12 protein-coding genes are annotated in these 19066 nt (G+C 37.1%); 7 read left to right on the top strand and 5 right to left on the bottom strand.

Features of this window, described 5'->3' with window-relative positions; all coding sequences use genetic code 11:
• Positions 1–60: 60 nt before the first annotated feature.
• Positions 61–1809 (bottom strand): methyl-accepting chemotaxis protein, encoded by a 1749-nt coding sequence (locus V6670_RS20250; RefSeq protein ID WP_338651967.1) that lies wholly within the window; start codon positions 1807–1809, stop codon positions 61–63.
• A gap of 538 nt (positions 1810–2347) precedes the next feature.
• Positions 2348–2812, bottom strand: a complete 465-nt coding sequence (locus V6670_RS20245; RefSeq protein WP_205445841.1) for a hypothetical protein — start codon at positions 2810–2812, stop codon at positions 2348–2350.
• A 150-nt stretch (positions 2813–2962) separates the two neighbouring features.
• Here V6670_RS20245 and V6670_RS20240 point away from each other — a divergent pair, with 150 nt between their 5' ends.
• Together V6670_RS20240 and V6670_RS20235 are read left to right on the top strand one after the other, a co-directional pair.
• Positions 2963–4300, top strand: coding sequence for an AAA family ATPase (locus V6670_RS20240; RefSeq protein ID WP_338651966.1), 1338 nt, complete (start codon positions 2963–2965; stop codon positions 4298–4300).
• Positions 4293–5024, top strand: coding sequence for a hypothetical protein (locus tag V6670_RS20235; protein WP_036118980.1), 732 nt, complete (start codon positions 4293–4295; stop codon positions 5022–5024). Before V6670_RS20240 ends, V6670_RS20235 begins: the two co-directional genes overlap by 8 nt.
• 43 nt (positions 5025–5067) lie before the next feature.
• On the opposite strand, the gene V6670_RS20230 is transcribed toward V6670_RS20235, so the two are convergent.
• A complete protein-coding gene (locus V6670_RS20230) occupies positions 5068–10158 on the bottom strand; it encodes a DUF4132 domain-containing protein (RefSeq protein WP_338651965.1) in 5091 nt (1696 codons plus the stop codon).
• 13 nt (positions 10159–10171) lie between these two features.
• Positions 10172–10591 (bottom strand): hypothetical protein, encoded by a 420-nt coding sequence (locus tag V6670_RS20225; protein WP_338651964.1) that lies wholly within the window; start codon positions 10589–10591, stop codon positions 10172–10174.
• Between the two features lie 558 nt (positions 10592–11149).
• Between V6670_RS20225 and V6670_RS20220 the strand changes: the two genes are divergently transcribed.
• The 3 genes from V6670_RS20220 (at position 11150) to V6670_RS20210 (ending at position 15348) form a co-directional block, all read left to right on the top strand.
• A complete protein-coding gene (locus V6670_RS20220; RefSeq protein ID WP_141905427.1) occupies positions 11150–12439 on the top strand; it encodes a glycoside hydrolase family 18 protein in 1290 nt (429 codons plus the stop codon).
• Between the two features lie 126 nt (positions 12440–12565).
• Positions 12566–14779 (top strand): YcdB/YcdC domain-containing protein, encoded by a 2214-nt coding sequence (locus tag V6670_RS20215; RefSeq protein ID WP_338651963.1) that lies wholly within the window; start codon positions 12566–12568, stop codon positions 14777–14779.
• Positions 14780–14883: 104 nt separating this feature from the next.
• Positions 14884–15348 carry a YusW family protein gene (locus V6670_RS20210; protein WP_338651962.1) on the top strand — a complete coding sequence of 155 codons (465 nt, stop codon included), beginning with the start codon at positions 14884–14886 and terminating at the stop codon, positions 15346–15348.
• 51 nt (positions 15349–15399) lie between these two features.
• On the opposite strand, the gene V6670_RS20205 is transcribed toward V6670_RS20210, so the two are convergent.
• Complete coding sequence (locus V6670_RS20205) at positions 15400–17385, bottom strand: catalase (RefSeq protein WP_338651961.1); 1986 nt, start codon at positions 17383–17385, stop codon at positions 15400–15402.
• Positions 17386–17535: 150 nt separating this feature from the next.
• Here V6670_RS20205 and V6670_RS20200 point away from each other — a divergent pair, with 150 nt between their 5' ends.
• Complete coding sequence (locus V6670_RS20200; RefSeq protein ID WP_338651960.1) at positions 17536–17970, top strand: MarR family transcriptional regulator; 435 nt, start codon at positions 17536–17538, stop codon at positions 17968–17970.
• 50 nt (positions 17971–18020) lie between these two features.
• Positions 18021–19004 (top strand): ring-cleaving dioxygenase, encoded by a 984-nt coding sequence (locus V6670_RS20195; RefSeq protein WP_338651959.1) that lies wholly within the window; start codon positions 18021–18023, stop codon positions 19002–19004.
• Positions 19005–19066 lie beyond the last annotated feature (62 nt).

The raw sequence follows: 19066 nt of genomic DNA, 5'->3' as shown, positions 1-19066 counted from the left end.
AATCATTCTCAGAATTCTAACGGACATACATCTCCTTATAAGAGCAGCCCTTTCGCTTTTTTATTTCACTACAAAGGTATTAACAACATTTAATAGTTCATCAGATAACTCGGATAATACTTGAGCTTCTTCAGAAACTCGTTGTACGGTATTCAGCTGAGAGGCAGAAGTTGCGGCAACTGCTCTCGTATTGTCTTTTGAATTGATAGAGAAGTCTTCCATATCTTTAACAGCAGATGTTACTTCTTCCATACCAGCTGCCATTTCTTCAATCGTAGCAGAAAGCTCTTGAATTTGTCCTGTTACATGATGAATGGAAGTTAGAATCTGGCTAAATGATTTTTCTGAATCATTAATCATGACAATTCCATGATCAACCTCTTCTACAGCGTGAACCATGATATTGACAGATTCGTTTGTATCATGCTGGATATGAGAAATAAGTGTAGAAATTTCCCGTGCAGATGCCTCAGACTGTTCAGCAAGCTTACGTACCTCGTCAGCAACCACTGCAAACCCACTACCAGCTTCTCCAGCACGGGCAGCTTCGATGGCTGCATTCAATGCCAGTAAATTTGTTTGGGAAGCGATTCCCGTAATAATGCCCACAATTTCTTCAATTTTATTGGAGTGATCGCCAAGCAATTTAACAGAAGCAGCAGACTGATTTACAGCTTTACTAATCGCATTCATTTGTGCAACTGATTTATTTGTCGATTCATTACCTTTTTCAGCTTCCTCTGATGCTAAGATAGAGGATTCTGAAATTTGATTGGATGTCATTGCAATGCGTTGGATACCAATACTCATTTCTTCAATAGTAATCGTACTCTCTTTTGCCTTTTGAACTTGAAGATCCGCGCCACTCGCAATTTCTTGCATAGAAGAAGCTACATTATTATAAGAATCGGAAGCTTCCTGCATATTTGCCGATAAAACGTTGGCTGTGTTTGACACACGAGCAGAAACGTTTGTTGTACTTTTAATGACAGTTTTTAGATTTTCAATCATTAAGTTAAAGTTTTGTGTGAGCGTTCCTATTTCATCTGTAGAAGTAACGGATAATGGTTCAAGCTCTAAATTACCTTCTGCTACTTTTTTAGATTGTAAGGAAAGCTGTTGAATTGGTGTTAATTTTTTTCTCAAAAGAGTGTATACAGCAATAGATGAACCAATTAAGAAAATAACAGTGACTAATAATGTCCATAGAGCTTCAGACATGGCTTTTCCAGTTACCATTGATACGTCATAGTCAATGGCATATGCAGCCAACATATCACCATTTTCATCTAAAATGGGTGTGAGACCCGTTTTGTAGCTACCAAACTCATCGCTATAAATATCTGTTGCTGTTGCTTTTTTTGTGTTAAAAACCTCTTTGATTCTTGCTAGGAAATCGGGAGATAGACCCATAGCAATCATATCTTGATTATATTCAGCACCTAGTTCTAGTATACTAGATGAAAGAACAGGTGCATTAATATTTTCTCCATTAACCGTAATTAAAAATAGATTGGTAATGCTATCAGAATTGTCATTGATCGCATCCATTTCTCTCGTTAATTTTAAGGCGTCGGAGTTACTGTTTGTTGGATTATCTAGTATTGATTTCAACGTATTGATATCAATCGTTTTTGCTAAGATCATACCTTTGTCAGAGAGTGATTGATCCATATCTGTTAAATTACTATTTCTGACAATATAATAAGAAAGGCCTAAAGTAACTAAACCAAATAATAATAAAATACTTACCATTATTACGGTTAGTTTTTTGCTAATGGACATATGCTGCTTCTTGCTTTTTTTCATACTTTTCCTCCTAATATGATATAACAAATATTTCAAGCTAAGGATAAGAAATGGATAATTTAGTCAATGTACTGCACATTGAAGATTGTGATGTTATTCGTAGAAGTCCAGATGCATATTAAATATTTATGAATGCAAAGTAATCTATTTATCCCCTAACATTAAACTACTATACTGCCAAAAAAATTGATTCACAACCCAGAAAACTTACTATTTAAAGTCTAGATTTATAAAATTAAAGAGTAGAATTTAGTTTTTTAGTCTGTCTATTTTGTATTTTAGTCTGTATTTTTACAAAAACTCGTACGATTACTAGTATAAAAAAGAAGTTTGCTTGGAACTAGTCGATTTCAATTGAATTAAAAATTTGGTGGAAATCCTATTTTTCAACTCCTTGTTAGGGCTTTTTACTTATTTTGTAATGTCCGATATGCTTGAGAATGTTATGGTTTTCTGTCATTTTTATTATGGGAATAAAATGAAAAAAAGGTTATTTCTTTATTCAAAGATGAACAAAGAAATAACCTTTTCTAGTTGGCTATGGTCGAGGATTACCGAAGATACCTGGTAAAATATTCGGCAATCCTGGTATTAATGGTGGTGGGAAACCGGGATATTGCCCTCCTGGACGTGGTGGATAAGGTTGCGGCGGATAGGGCTGTGGTGGATATGGACGTGGAGGATAGGGTTGCGGTGGATAAGGTTGTGGCGGATATGGACGTGGAGGGTATGGTTGCGGCGGATAAGGTGGAGGATAGGGTGGTGGATATGGCGGAGGATAGGAACTACCAGGTGGTGTACCTGTACCTGCGGCAGTAATTTGACTAACATCCACAGTCACTATTTGACCGTTATCTAGCTGGATTTCAGCTGTTCTTCCTCCAGTGCCAAATGTTCGAATCAATGTACCTGAATAAGTACCTGTGGGGAGTGTTACCCATATTTTCATACCTGGGCGAAATTGACTGTTAAAATCATCAGGAGCTAATCTAGGATAAACCAATGAAACACACCTTTCTTCATTTTTTCTAACATATGCCTATTGCGATAATTGCCATAGGCTTTAGGCTAGTCAATACTTAAGATTGAAATTGTTATAAAATATAACAATTTTCATTATAATAAGGAAAAAGGTTAAAAGGATGTTTAGCAAATGGCGATTATTAAAATAAAAAAGATGAACATACAAAATTTACGAAATGTAAGACAAGGCGAAATTGTACTAGGAGTAAATTTTGAGACATTTCTACAAGCAAATGTTGTAGGGCTGTATGGACAAAATGGCTCTGGAAAGACAACCATTGTGGATGCATTTGAAATATTAAAGACACTTATATCAGGTTGGCTTGCTGAAGTGAAGCTACCCTCACAAGAGAAGCGGCTTATCTTAGCAGGTGAGCAAACAGCCTGCATAGATGTCGAATTTTTAGTTGAAAATCAATTTGGGACGTTTTATGTAAATTACTATGTGGAGCTACAGGAGGATCAGCATCGGTTATATACAACGCTAGAACGTCTTAGCTATCGAGAAAATGCTAAAGGGAAGCGTTCAAAGATATTAGTAGCTGTAACAGAGAAAGACGTCCGAATTCGTCAATCAAAACTGGCTGATTTAAGTGAGCAGGCACGTATCCAATTACTTGTTATTCAACAGTTAGCAAGAAAGCAATATATGTCATTTCTATTCCATAAAGATGTAAAGCCATTGTTACAGGAACGACTTTCGGAGCAAGAGATGCAACTACTTCAAAATATTGCGGTTGATTTTAATAGAGACTTACATGTTGTTAATAATCAAAATATAGCACCATTATTTGAAGAACGGATCATGCCGTTTAGTATTCATTTAGAGAAAACGAGAGGTCTAATACCATACGATTTAAAGGGACCAGCCATATTACCAGAGGATGCATTCTATGCATTATGTGAAGTAATTGAGCAAAGTAACCGTGTGTTAACGGCTATTATTCCAGGTCTAACTATTAAAATAAATGTAATTACAAAGCAAATGATGGATAATGGTGAGCCGGGAATTCGTTTTGAATTTTTATCACAGCGTGGAGAGAGGGAATTACCACTGCGAACGGAGTCTGAGGGGATTTTAAAGATCATTTCTGTTCTTAGTGTATTGATTGCTGTCTACAATAATCCGAATGCCTGTGTGGTTATTGATGAATTAGATTCGGGAGTATTTGAATATTTGTTGGGGGAGTTGTTAACAGTGATAGATGAGGATGGAAAAGGACAACTTATTTTTACATCCCATAATCTACGTGTGTTAGAGGTGCTAGCTATTAAAAACTTATGGTTTACAACGACAAATGAAAATCACCGCTATATGCAGCTAAAAGGCATTAAAGAAGTAAATAATGCTAGGGATGTCTACTTACGTGCTATTCAACTTGGTGGACAGGATGAAGATGTCTATAAGGAAACCAAAACATTTAAAATTAAACGTGCTTTTCGTAAAGCGGGTGTTCAGCATGACTAAAAAGGTACTCTTAATCATTGTGGAAGGACAAACGGAGCAAATCATTTTAGAGGATTATTTAGATGCTCACTTTGCGAATTCAACAATACGTTTTGATGTACAACGTGAAGATATTTTGACAAAATGGGATGCCCATAAACGTATCCCGAATATTAAAAATAGTGTGGTACGAGTAATCCAAAGCTATCTTGAAAAATATAAATTTTTAGCAAATGATTTAACTGCTGTCGTTCATATTACAGATACGGATGGTTGCTTTATTGCACCAGAATGTGTCAAGGTAGATGAGAAAATTGAGCAAAATTTATTTTATACTGAGGATGCTATTCTAGTGAAGTCAGCTAAGCGTAAGGAACAAATTGAACAACGTAATGACATGAAAGCGAAGAATGCTAAAATTTTAATTGCCAACGACCATTTTAGCATTAATCGTATGAAAGTACCTTATCAATTGTTTTATTTCTCTACGAATTTAGAGCATGTTTTATGGGATGAGCGCAATGAAATCCCAACAGAAAAAATACAAAAAGCAGATGCGTTTATGGACAATCTATCTGGCACAATTGAAGAATATTTGAGAGCCTATCTCCCGGTTAGTTCAGAGCTACCTTATAGGGAAAAAATAAAGAAAAGTTGGTCGTTTTTAATGGAAGGTTGCCATTCATTGCAACGAGGTACGAATGTACCACTATTATTTGAAATGATTAAAACGGATGTACAATAAAAACAGGTGACTTGTTTTGTCACCTGTTTTTACTTGGCTTACATTAGCGCATTTGTTCATAGCTACGAATATGAGTTAAAATGGCAGGATCTTTAATTTTAGTATCTTCACTTAGTAATAACAGTTTTGACATGATTTCGGCTGTGCGTGGATCATCATCCACCATCGGTAAGAAAATTCGTCCACGATGCTGTGATGGAACAGCAATAATCGGAATCATCGAACCACCTACTTGATGCACCACACCACTTCCTAAATGTAAGGAGTAGCTTGCTAGCTTACCTTCAATGAGGGCATGCTGTTTTTTCACTTCCACATTGTTTAGCTTCAATAATTTAGCTAATTCTTCTACAATAATACTGCGCATATCAACAGTAGAATGACTTGCCTCAGGGTCTACACCACCAATATGAGCAACGCTGACTACAAGGTCAATATCTCGCATAACCTCAGAGAATATCGTAGCAGGAATAACATCTAACACGATATTTTTGCCGGTTAGACGATCATAGAAGTAAACCCCTTCGATTGCAGGTGCTTCAATTTCTGCTGGGGTAAACCAATCTGCCTGTGCATACAAGGATGCCACAATATTTTCCTTGTAATACACTTTACGAGGCCCTGTTTCATAACTCATTTGCCAGCCTCGTGTTTTCAGCAAAGCTATTGTTTGTGACGGATTTACTTGATGTCCTGCATAGCGTAATGATTGTTTTTGTGCTTTTTCATCTGCATTGATGAGATATAACTCACGGAACACTTGCTTAAATGGTTGTTGTATTTTGTGCTCAAACATATAGGCTTGCCACTGTCTCCATTGACCACTTTCTAGAAGATGATAAGGGTGGGCAATCTTGATGGCGGACGTTGGTGCCAGTGCCACAATGTCAGCAGATAAAAGCTGTAAGCCATCTGGAGTAAGCATGCCAACATGTTCATCACTGATAAAGACGAGCTTTTGTAAAAGGGGAGCTAGAATCGGATGAGCTAATAAATTGATAAGCTCATCAGCTGAAAATACAGTTTCTAATTCCATAGCCTGTTCCAGTGCTGGACGCGCCCGTTTATATTGTTCTTGTAAATCTTTTCGAGCTTCCTGCAAGGTTACAATAGCAGCATGTTTTTTTAATGCAGCAGGAATATTCTTTAGACGTTTACCATCCTTTTCAACAACAATGGCTACAGACGCATCTTCTTCAATTTGCAAATGAGCTGTAATTTGCTCGATTTGTTGTGCTTTAAATAAATGCTTGATGTCGTTAAAGGCTGATAATTCCATACGCCATGTAAAGCGTGTGGCTTCTCCATCACCAGCATTGCGAGCTAAGTTTTCTAGTGCAATACTGGCTGCGCGTGCTTCACTAGCCCGGCGTTGCGCACCAAATTGCTTACTTTCCTTTAAAAATTGTTGAATAAATTGATAGCGTGTTAAGGCATCTTTATCATCAGATTTATTTAAAGGAATCAGGCCAAGTGCGCGTAATTTATCTTTATTGCGCTTGTCTTGAATTTCTTGCATAAATGGTTTGGGACTGAGCTTACCGATAGCCGTATCTGCATAAAGCTGTGCCCGACGATGGTTGGCTCCTTCAGAAGCATATTTTGCTGCATCATAGACGAGTTTGAATTTTTTTGCACCAAGTGTTTCGTAGGCACTTTGGAACCAAGCTAAATCGAATGCACCATCACGAAAATCCTCAGCAGTTATGCTAGAGAAGAGGGCAATCTGATCTTTGGCAAAGTCTGATAAAGAATCAGTTGTATGGGCGATAAAATACCAGGCTGATTCCTTTAATCCATCCCAGTCAATGACCTCACTGACAAGGTCTATCCAATGCTGGTTGTACATCATGGCTTCGATTAAACGTTCTTTTGAAATATCTGTTTGTTCCCACGCCTCTTTTAATTGCTGTGCCGTTTCTTCTTTTTTAGGGTAGCAGCTAGTTAGCAATCGAGAGAATACATCCTTTTTCGTTTCGGCTTGCCAAATATAACCTCGCGCAAGCTTTTCTCCATCAAGTGCCTGTAGAATTTGTAAGAAATAATGAATACCCTCAAAATAAGAAATATTACTAGCAAGCTTGGTTACAGTGGTAGGTGTATCACCACGCTTTAGCTCTATGGCTAAAATACGATCAATCGCTTGTTCACGAATAGCAAAAAAATCTGTTAAGTCTTCAAATGACTGCTGATAGCGTTCTAGTAATTTATTAGGCTCGTTAAATATTTCTGAAGCAAGTGTATCAGTAAAGATGGCTTCAAATAAATGATCCTGTGTCAATAACCCAGCCTTCATAGCATCTAAATATTGGAACAGTGATAAATTGTATACATTAGCACTATAGCCTTCGTTTTTCATACGCTTTGTAAGCTCTTCATTGACCGCGAGCATTTTGACATATTCACCATAGGTTGAGTAACCAGACCAGCATCGCTCTACAAATGTCTCAATAACATCCAAATCAATAATAGTAGATGTAGAACGATAGTAATAATAACTTTGCTCTCTAACATCAAGCTGCCACTGATCTGCAGGGATTTGTTTGAATAGCTGTAGCATTATGCCGATAGCCTGTTCAAAGCTATTAAATTCAGGAGCATGCTTTTCTAGTAATGAGAGAGCTTCTTTATGCAACATTGTCTCTCCTGAAATTTTATCGGTATCTTGCGATAGCACAGAGAAAATTTGTTGAATCGTATAGTTATATTTCAAGGAATCAAATTGAACAACTCGTGCTTTCATTTCTTCGTATTGGAAGAAAGGTTTAATAAGTGTATGGGCTGCATCGGAAAGATCATGGGCAGCAGGGTATTCTGATAGATTATTGTAGAAATTAAAATAGACTAAGTCCTCACGGCTAAATAGAGATGACTTAATCCATTGAACAATTTCCTCAGGAATAGGATAAGCATCTAGACTAGCATCTCGCCGACTGTCCGTTTTATCTGTCAGGACACTATATTGTTGTCCTAACGTTGTAGTAATAGGCGTATCATTCCATTGGTACGTCTCATACTCAAGTTCAGCATGTTCATCAAGTACTTGGATAAGTTGCTCAAGCTTCGACAGCAATTTTTCAATATCATATTGAAAAAATTGTTCAAATGGTGTCGGTGTCTGTACATAGAAAGGAACAAGCTGCTGCCAAGGTTCTTCACCATTCATTTGAATGGCCCCATCGGCAATACGATCATATTGAATAGGGGAATGCGGCGTATATAAGCCAAAGCCATTGCGCTCGTTATACTGTGGTACATCTCTTGCTACTAATTGTTCTAACAGAACTTGTTCATTTTTTGTTACTTTTGGTAATAAGGAACATAAAGTGGTAATTTCCTCACTCGTTAAATTGTCGTCCTTAGAAGCTTCTAACAGTAATTCAAGTCCTCCAAGCCTTTTTAACTGCTTACTATCTTTTATCAGTCGTTCAGCACTTTGCAATAACGGGTCCTGTAGTTGAGCTTTTAACAAGGAGATAGCCTCTTTACGAAGTGCCCCTGATTTATTAGCTAAAAGATCTTCAATTTTTACGATTTCTTCTTCGGTTGGTGTCAGAGCATGTATTTTTTTCAATGCAAGAGAACGATTGATGGAGCTGCGATCTCGTAAAGAATTAAATAAAAATTCACGTTGACCTTGTGTTTTAGGATCAAGACAATAAATATTCAGTAAGCCGATTCTACTTGATGGTGAGTAGGAATCTGCCTGTGCAATAATTCGTTGGAATAATACCTCATCTTGTACATGATGGGCCAAAATAATTTGGGTTGAAATTAAATCTTCTAATGATAAATGGACATGGACAAAGGATAAAGGTTTACCTGTAATATTCAGCCCTTCTTTTGTGACTTCATTCTTAGCCCATTCTAGTTGTTCGAATAATGGATATTCAATGCCTTGCAACTGTGCATTTTCTTGCATGAATTTTTGAAGGTTTTGATCCCATTCATAATCTCTTGCATACTCGCTATTAATATAGTGGTTGGCATAGAGGAAATTGCCCCATGCAAAGGCAAATAACTCGATATCTTTCGTCGTTAAAATTAAATCCTTCACAAATGGCGCTGTAAAGGAGGTCTTAGATAAATTTTTTAAAAAGGCAAGCGTTGTAAGCTGGATATGTTTGTTACGCTTTAAGAGTGCTGTCACGACAGCATCTAGCCTTGTATAGTCCCTTGTAGCAGTTGCCCATAATGCGACATAAATATCAATTGTACGTTCACTCTTTAGTAGCTGTTCAATAAAGTTATCCTGTTCGATGGCTTGGACAGCTAAAGCTAAAACTTCCTCCGTCACTTTTTGATTTTCAAAGCTATTATAGCCAAGCCCCATCCAAGTATCGACTGCTCGAATCACAGAGGAGAAGCGTGTTAGTTGATGTTTTTGAATAAGTTTCATCATTTGTAGCTGTGCATCAAGATTGCCATGATCAATATTTTCAACGATTGCTTGTCGTAGCCCTTCTTGACGGGCAGCTGCTACTAATAATTTGCCAAGAGCTTCATGCATACGGTGGTTATTGGACTTAAAAATACCCCGAATGAACGGATGACCGAAAAAGCTACTGTGATGCTCATCAAATAAAATACTTTCCACTACCTCTTCAATAGAAGGGTTTTCTAAAGAAAGTTCGTCAGCAAGCAACTGTTCAAAGACGTTAAAGCCCATTACTTTTATATTCTCATTCTTCAAAACGTAAGAGCTGTAATTGGGATAGGTACCATGCTCGTATTGATGATGATTCGCTAGTAACTCCTGCAAAGTAATTTCCTCAAAGGTCAGCATTTCTTCTATTAATTGTAAACAGTGGAAAAGATGATCCTGCACGGGTTGAGATGAACGAAATGATCGACGTAAAACATCAGTTTGGAACATTGTAGCATCAAAACGTAATGCTAGTTTCTTAATCTTTAGTGCACGTTCTTGTGAAGAAAATAGCGTAAGCACGTCAAATAGTGGACCACTAAATAGCTCTTCAAGTGATGAATTTTGTTGAGCAGCTATCAGATGTTCTATTTCATAATCTCTGTTGTCCATATATTTTAGTAATGCTGCAGCTAATGGCTGTATAGCTGTAGGTGCGGAATCGACTATACCTTGAAAATGTGTTTTTTGTTCATGTGAAAGTGTCATGAAATATCCCTCCTTACCAAATGCGTCCTGCAAGCATAGTTAATTTAATGAATGTAAAAACATCGTCTTCCTGTATGGTTAAAGGTGTAGTAAGAGAATCTAGCGGCTCCTCATTGTGAAGGACCAAGAACAGCTCATCTTGAAATGCTTGAAGCATATTGGACATGGCTTGGTCAACTGACTGTAAAGAATCATTTTTCTTCTCTCCAAAATGTACTTTCCCATACTGGGTTGCGTCATCTAATTCCTGATCCGTTAAGTAAAGATGAAGTGGTGTGTCGACCATTTTTTCATTAAATTGTTGTACCTGCTGTGTCACAAGTTGAACAAGTAAATCTTGTAAAGTTGTAACAGGCTCATCAATAGAAAATGGAATTTTTTGAAGCTTACGAGATTTCTTGCCGATTACTTTTTGCTGGTAAAATAAACGCAATCTAACACCTCCTTACAATAATTTCATTATACAAGAGTGGTGATAGTGAAAAGAATAAGGCATATGATACTAGTTGCGTTAAATATTTCGGGAAAAGTGCGACAAAAACTAGCGTACAGAGACTTATTTATAAGGTAGAAAGAGGGGGAATTTATACAGAAGGATATGCCATATATAGAACGTTTGTACGATGAATGTTTTAGGGTTGTGTATCATTTTGCGTTTTCTTATACAAATAGTAGAGAAGAAGCAGAAGATAGAACACTAGATATATTGAAAACATTAAGATGAAGGGAAAGTAAAAACATGGATATTATCGAGTGCATGGAATACAGCAATAGGATACATAGCAAACAAAAAATCAGGTGAATGGGGGTTCCGAAGCCTTAGGAAATTATTATTCATACACTAATAAAAAGGATGACAAAATACACCATCCAAAAATTCATCCACTATTCGAAGTAATAGATTTTTGTGGCGTGTAGCAAGACATCTTTTCTTATCGGGTTTCATAAGATTTATAGGTATGATTTTATCAAGCGAGAAGGAGGCAAAATCATTCAAATACATGTTGTACGGGCTGGCGAGTCTTTATGGGGTATTGCGCAGGCGTATGGGACTACGGTTCAGAGCATTGTAGAGGCCAATCAAATTCCCGATCCAAATCGTTTAGTTGTGGGGCAAGCTCTTGTGATCCCAATTGTCGGAAGCTTTTATTATGTACAGCCAGGCGATAGCTTATGGTCAATCGGGCAACGCTTTGGTATTAATTATGTAACGCTTGCTCAAGTAAATGGTATTAACCCCAATCAACCATTAGCTGTTGGAACAAGAGTATATATTCCACAACCGCCAAAAACTAGGGCAGAAACATTGGCGTATTTAGAGCCCAGAGGAACATCTGTTAGCGAGGCCCTCTTGAATCAGGCTAGGGAAGCGGGTCCCTATTTAACATATTTAGCTTTATTCAGTTATGAGGCAAGAAGGGATGGAACCCTACAGAGACCACCGAGTCAAGGTGTGACACAAATTGCGGATGATACAGGAGCATCTCTGGCTATGGTTATTTCTAATCTGGAGAATTTTAGTTTTAGTGGCGAGTTAGCGAGAGATATTTTTCAAAGTACGGCTGTTCAAGATTTATTATTTGATAATATTCTTGCAGAAGCAAAGCGACTTGGGGAAGTGAAAGATATCCACTTTGACTTTGAAAATTTGCCAGCAGATCAACGACAAGCTTATAACAATTTTTTAAGAAGAGCTGTCGAAAAATTCCATGCTCAAGGATATACAGTGTCTACCGCACTAGCTCCAAAAACAAGTGATAGTGAACGAGGTCCATGGACAGCAGCACATGATTATAGGGCGCATGGAGAAATAGTCGACTTTGTTTTACTCATGACCTATGAATGGGGATATTCTGCAGGACCGCCAATGGCCGTTTCGCCTCTCCCTGAGGTAGAAGCTGTTGTAAAATATGCGATTAGTGAAATACCTGCAAGTAAAATTATGCTTGGACAAAATTTATATGGCTATGACTGGACGTTACCTTTTGTACAGGGTGGACCGTACGCGGAAGCACTTAGCCCACAAAGAGCCATTGAAATTGCCAAACGTTATAATGCAGCAATTCAGTTTGATTGGCGGGCCCAAGCACCATTCTTTGAATACTATGATGAGCAAGGTAGGGCACATATGGTGTGGTTTGAAGATGCTAGATCTATTCAAGCAAAATTCAATCTTATTAAACAATATAATCTCCGTGGTATTGGTTATTGGAAGTTGGGGCTACCATTCCCTCAAAATTGGGTATTAATTGGAGCCAATTTTGATGTGGTGAAGAAATAACATGAGGAAGGAAAATAGGGTTTACCCAATGTATTTTCTTCTAAGTGGAAATTATCTGTAAAAAACATGTCTAAATATCGGAAAATACATTATAATTATGGTAAATAGTATTTTAGGAGGGATATTTTGGGTAAATTTAAAAAGTTAGGTATTATTTTGACGTCAACAGCATTTTCTGTTGGTATTTTAGCACCAATTTCGCATGTATCTGCAAATGTAAAGGAATCATCGGAGCGTATCGAAATTCAGGTAGCTTCAACTGAAACAAAAGTTACAAAAAACATGCTGATAAAAAAATTACGTTCACTATTCCCAGAAGAGTTCAAATTTGTAGCGGATAATGACTTTAATTCTGGACCAGGTCATTTTTATAGAGATGATACAACGGTTCGATATGAACTAAACTTCTATAAGACAATTAATGGTAAAGATGCACATGGTAGTTTTGTATTTAAGGGCGATGATTTAGAACTAGAAAGTTTTTATTATCAGCCTGCAAATATAGCAGAAGCAATCTATCCAGCAAAGTATTCAGAGAATGAGGCGCAAAAAATTGCACAAAAATTCCTGGGTAAATTTGTTGATTCGGATAATTACAAACTTCGTGATGATTATAACGAATATGGTTTTAATATTACTAGACCGTTATCAGAACCAATTACTTACTCCTTTGTCTATTCACCAATTTATAATGGGGTTCTTATTGGAGATCAAAGTATTACTATTCATGTTCTGGCAAATGGTGAAATTACGGGGATGTCTAGTAATGCAGAATCTATTAGTAAAGCTTCCTTTGATCGTTTAGATCAAAAAAAGAATGAGGAAGATATGCTGGCACAAGTTCGTGATAATTTAGCTGTCGAGCTTCGTTATTATATTGATTACGACTACAGATCTAATCAACGTAATGTGAAGCTTGTGTATACGCCTGCCACAGGGTTCAATGGTGTACATGCTCTAAATGGGCAATGGCAGACAGCAAATGGTTTTACTGAGCAATTGCCGAAGACAAAGAGTGTTGAGAAAATTTCAGCACAGCCATTACCACCAAGAAAGAACGGTATGACGGCAGCTGAGGCTGAAGAGTTCGCGAAAAATTTCTTAAAGGTTGATGAGAGTAAAGCGAAGCTCAATATAGAATTAGTAGATGAAAGAGAAAATGACAATGGTGAGACGATATACTCTGTAAACTATACGTATATGTATGGCAATGGTGGATCTGGTAGCTCTTTAGAAATCAATAAGGCGACAGGTGAACTAGTTCAGTATCATGACCTATCGAGAGATTTTTTAGTAGATAACAAAGTAAACGCTATTTCGAAGGACGCTGCATTGAAGAAGGCAACTGATTACTTGAAGGAATGGACACCTTCATATCTACATGAGTATTCAATGCCAATCGAGGATGCTGTATTTGATCAATATAGTAAGGAATATTACTTCACCTTCCCACGCATGATGAATGGAATTGCAGTTGTAGGAGATGGCTTATATGTAGGTATTGGCTCTGATGGATCTTTACGCTCACTAAGTGTATATAAGCAAAAGATAGATAGCTGGCCGTCTATCAATAAGGTCATTTCAGCCGACAAAGCAAAAGAAGCCTATAGCAAGGCACTTGCATTGAAACTACAATATGTAAAACAAGATACGGAAAATAAACAACATTATGATTTAGTGTATGCTCCTACTTACAATGGTAGTTTATTTAACCAGATTGATGCTATTTCTGGTGAATGGTTAAATAATGAAGATGACTCAAAAGAGAAGCCTGTTATTTCTCACCCAACGGCTGCCAAAGAGTTAAATTATTTATTAAATCAAAATGTGTTAGAGGTAAAAGATCTAGCAAACTTTAATGCGGATGCTGCTGTGACAAAAGGAGAAGCATTGAAAATTTTATTACATTCCTTAACATATGGTTACTATGGTAATGGAGATGGTGAAAAGCAATCCTTTAACAATATTGATAAAAAGCATCCACTCTATGGAGTAGTAGAACAAGCTGTTAAAATGGGGATCATACAGCCTGCAAATCAATTTGCATTGGATGCGACTCTGACTCGTCAAGAGTTTGCAGAGTGGTCAATCAAACTATTACAATTAGACAATGTTGCTAAATATAAAGATATTTATAAATTAAACTTTGCTGATGCAACTTCAATTGATCCAGCGTATACAGGCTATATTGCTTTAGCACATGGTATGGGTCTAATTGATGCACAGCAAAACAACTTTAATGCTACGAAGAGTGTGTCATATGCTGACTTGGCTATCTCAACAGTCCGTTTAGCAAAGGCTATTCAAGAAAATAAAGTTGATCGCAACTTCTATTATTAATTAGCGTGTCATTAAAAGGACATTTCCTCATCAAAGGAGATGTCTTTTTTGGGTTAGTTTATAGCGGGATGGGGAAATAATATGGAAAGAAGGGAGTGTATAATTTGAAATTGAAATTTTTATTAACGATTTCTTTAATGACTGTTATTCTTTATGGCTGTAATAAGGATGAAGTAAAGGACGTACCTACTAACGCACCAGCAAATCAAAATGGTACACAGCAGACTGGTGATACGCCAACAGACCAAATGACCTTTAATTTTTTAGAGTTTTCATTAGATGTTGATTATTCTGCAACAGAGTCATATGAGGTAGAATATGAAGACAAAAAATCAGGTATAGAAGCGAAGTTACAGGATGACCGTAAGAATGAAAGACTGCAAGGGGATGAAGCTTATACAAAATTAGAGCCATTATTTAAGCAGTTAAATTTCGATTCGACAACACCTAATGATGAGGTAATCGATCAAGTAATTAAAGTATTTAATATTGAAGCCAACTACCAATCCATTGAAGTCGATGTTGAATTTGTTGACGGAAATGAAAAGGAATTTACACGAATTAAATAAGAGAAATACGCCAGCTAACAGATTCAATACGTTAGCTGGCTTTTCCATTCATTATCGTACCCAATGTCGATGCTTAGCAAGGAAACGAATAAAAGAATTCAGATTGTTTGCAACACCATTTTTATTGGCAAGGTGCTGTAAAAACGAAACATTTTCCGTATAGCCTATTGTTTTACAGTGCTGATAGGCTTGTTCAATGAATTGTAGTGCTTTTGATTGCTGATCAGAATTCTGGAAAGCTCCAGTCACATAAACCCCATCATAAAGAACGGAGGAGGTAGTAGCTAATGTTTCTTGAATTTCAAAGCCATTTAGGATGCCTTGCTTAGTACTCACAAGTTCAACCACTATATTTTTACTTAACAATGTAGCCATTAGTTCGTTTAAGTTTTCACTACTATTTTCTGTTACAATCAGAGCTACTTTAAAAGATTTAACACTTTCGACTGCATTGATCATTTGGCTAACAGCAGGTGAGGTTTGTTGAGTATGTGGTACTTCTACTTGGATTGGTGGTACTATACCAATTTGATCAGCAATAGCTGATGCAAGTGTGTAGCTGACATGAGCAAACATATCTACAGCTTGTTTTCGAATGTCTTTATTTTTTACTTTTCCAAGTTCGAAGCTAAAGGCATTAATAATATGCTCTTTCTCCATATCGGTCATACTGAGCCAGAATAATCTTGCTTGTGAAAAATGGTCTTTAAAGCTATCGCTACGTGCACGTACTTTGTGTCCCTCCAATTTTTCTTCATAATGTTTATATCCTCCGTCGCTTTCAGAGACAGGGGAGGGTGAGTTATTGGCTAAGGAGTTTTTATGGTAGCTAACTTGCCCGACATTAATGGTTTGTCGGCCATAGCCATCTCGTTGGTTATTATGGAAGGGACAAATTGGTTTATTAATAGGGATTTCATGGAAGTTCGGTCCTCCAAGTCTTATTAACTGAGTATCTGTATAGGAGAACAAGCGACCTTGTAGTAAAGGATCATTTGAAAAATCAATACCAGGTACAACATGTCCAACATGAAATGCAGCTTGTTCCGTTTCAGCAAAGAAGTTATCAACGTTTTTGTTCAGTGTCATTTTTCCAAGGATACGTACTGGAACTTCTTCCTCTGGCCATATTTTTGTTGCATCGAGAATATCGAAGCTAAAATTAAATTCATCCTCAACGGGAATAAGTTGGACACCAAGCTCCCACTCTGGGAAATCGCCTCGTTCGATGGATTCCCATAAATCTCTACGGTGAAAATCAGGGTCTTTTCCAGCGATGATTTGTGCCTCATCCCATACTAATGATTTAACCCCAAGTATAGGTTTCCAATGAAATTTAACAAAGTGTGCTTTTCCTTCAGCGTTGACAAGGCGATAGGTATTAACACCAAAGCCCTCCATCATTCGATAGCTTCGTGGGATGGATCTATCGGACATATGCCACATGACCATATGGGCAGATTCCTGATTATTTGCAATGAAATCCCAAAACGTATCATGGGCACTTTGAGCTTGAGGAATTTCGTTATTCGGTTCAGGCTTTACAGCGTGTACAAAATCGGGGAATTTAATGGCATCTTGAATAAAGAAAACAGGTATATTATTACCAACTAAATCATAATTACCTTCCTGTGTATAAAATTTTGTAGCAAAGCCGCGTACATCACGGACAGTATCTGCAGATCCTTTTGAGCCTGCAACGGTAGAGAAACGAACAAAGACAGGTGTTTTAGTTCCTTGTCCATTTAAAAATTGAGCCTTTGTAATGTCACTCGCGCATTTATAGGTTTCAAAGATTCCATGAGCTGCAGACCCGCGTGCGTGTACCACTCGTTCAGGAATTCGTTCATGATCGAAATGAGTCATTTTTTCACGAAAATGAAAATCCTCCAATAAAGTGGGTCCTCGTTCACCGGCTTTTAGTGAATGTTCATCTTCCGATATTTTTAATCCTTGGTTGGTTGTTAGAGGCTGATCTTTATCACTTACTCGGAATGCTTTTAGCTGTTGTTGTTTTTGATTGACGTCTTTTTTCATGTAAAATCCTCCTTTATAAGTTACAACTACATTCTACCCGTAGAAGAAGATGGCAAACGTGAGAAACAAAATGATTGCTGATTAAAAATGAATATGTTATTATTATCTCGAATTAAAGATAAATGAATTCGGAGTAAAAGAGGGAGTCGTATGAAGGAAGACAATCGTAACTTAAAAGCATTTACGGTCTTGTTCCGAGCATATCAAACGATTCAGGATGCCACTAAAAGAGATTTACTTCAATATGATTTAAATCAAACCGAATTTTCGGTTCTTGAATTTTTGTACCATCATGGAGAGCAGCCTATTCAAGCGATTGGTAAAAAAATATTAATTGCAAGCAGTAGTATTACTTATGTAATTGATAAGCTCGAGCAAAAAGGCTATGTATATCGAAAGGCATGTCCGAAAGATCGACGTGTTACGTATGTGCTATTAACGTATGAGGGACAGGCTTTAATGGAAGGGATTTTCCCTAGGCATGAACAAAAAATAAACGAGATTTTTGAAGTATTAGAATCGCAGGAGCTGGACACAATGATTTTGTCTCTTAAAAAAGTAGGTAAAAACGCTACTAATTATTAAAAAATTTTACACATATATCTCGAAGTCGAGATAAATGGGAGGAATATTGTATGAATCATTTAAAAGGTGTACACCATGTAACGGCTATTACAAGTAGTGCTGAAGAGAATTATAAATTTTTTACATTCGTTTTAGGTATGCGTTTAGTAAAGAAAACAGTGAATCAAGATGATATTCAAACATACCATTTATTCTTTGCAGATGATAAAGGTAGTGCAGGGACAGATATGACATTCTTTGATTTCCCAAACATCCCAAAAGGGGTACATGGAACAAATGAAATATCAAAAACTTCTTTCCGTGTACCGACTGATGCAGCTTTAGATTATTGGGTAAAGCGCTTTGATCGATTGACTGTAAAACATACAGGTATTAAAGAACAGTTTGGTAAAAAAACATTGTCCTTTGTTGATTTTGACGATCAGCACTATCAGCTTATTTCTGATGAGCAAAATACAGGAGTTGCTTCAGGCACACCTTGGCAAGATGGTCCCATCCCAGTAGAATTTGCAATTACAGGTTTAGGGCCAGTATTTGTTCGTGTAGCTAATGTGAAATATTTTAAAGATATGCTAGAAAAAGTGATGCTCTTTAAAGAAATTGCAGAAGAAGGGGATTTCCATCTATTTGAAGTAGGTGAGGGTGGAAATGGCGCTCAAATTATTGTAGAGCATAACACTGTGTTACCTGTTGCTCGACAAGGCTTTGGTACGGTTCACCATGCAGCCTTCCGTGTAGAGGATCGTGCAGTATTAGATGAATGGACTGCACGTTTTGAAAGCTTTGGTTTCCATACATCTGGCTATGTAAATCGTCATTTCTTTGAATCATTGTATGCACGGGTAGCACCTCAAATTTTATTTGAATTGGCTACAGATGGTCCAGGGTTTATGGGTGATGAGCCATATGAAACGCTAGGTGAGAAACTGTCCTTACCACCGTTTTTAGAACCAAAGCGTGAGCAGATTGAAGGCCTCGTTCGTCCAATAGATACTGTAAGAAGCTCCATTACGTTCGATAAAGAATATGAGTAATATTATTTCATTCAGTAGGGTTACTATTGGATGAATACATAACTATATTGGGGGTTTAATAA

Origin of the sequence: Lysinibacillus sp. Y5S-8 (assembly GCF_036894365.1) — a bacterium.
GTDB lineage: Bacteria > Bacillota > Bacilli > Bacillales_A > Planococcaceae > Lysinibacillus > Lysinibacillus fusiformis_D.
Note: the sequence above shows the minus strand (reverse complement) of the source record. Positions and strands in the feature narration are given on the sequence as shown.

Excerpts from the sequence above, each read along its gene's own strand:
- V6670_RS20250 (WP_338651967.1), bottom strand. The coding sequence starts at position 1,809 with ATGAAAAAAAGCAAGAAGCAGCATATGTCCATTAGCAAAAAACTAACC.
- V6670_RS20240 (WP_338651966.1), top strand. The coding sequence starts at position 2,963 with ATGGCGATTATTAAAATAAAAAAGATGAACATACAAAATTTACGAAAT.
- V6670_RS20235 (WP_036118980.1), top strand. The coding sequence starts at position 4,293 with ATGACTAAAAAGGTACTCTTAATCATTGTGGAAGGACAAACGGAGCAA.
- V6670_RS20230 (WP_338651965.1), bottom strand. The coding sequence starts at position 10,158 with ATGACACTTTCACATGAACAAAAAACACATTTTCAAGGTATAGTCGAT.
- V6670_RS20205 (WP_338651961.1), bottom strand. The coding sequence starts at position 17,385 with ATGAAAAAAGACGTCAATCAAAAACAACAACAGCTAAAAGCATTCCGA.
- V6670_RS20200 (WP_338651960.1), top strand. The coding sequence starts at position 17,536 with ATGAAGGAAGACAATCGTAACTTAAAAGCATTTACGGTCTTGTTCCGA.
- V6670_RS20195 (WP_338651959.1), top strand. The coding sequence starts at position 18,021 with ATGAATCATTTAAAAGGTGTACACCATGTAACGGCTATTACAAGTAGT.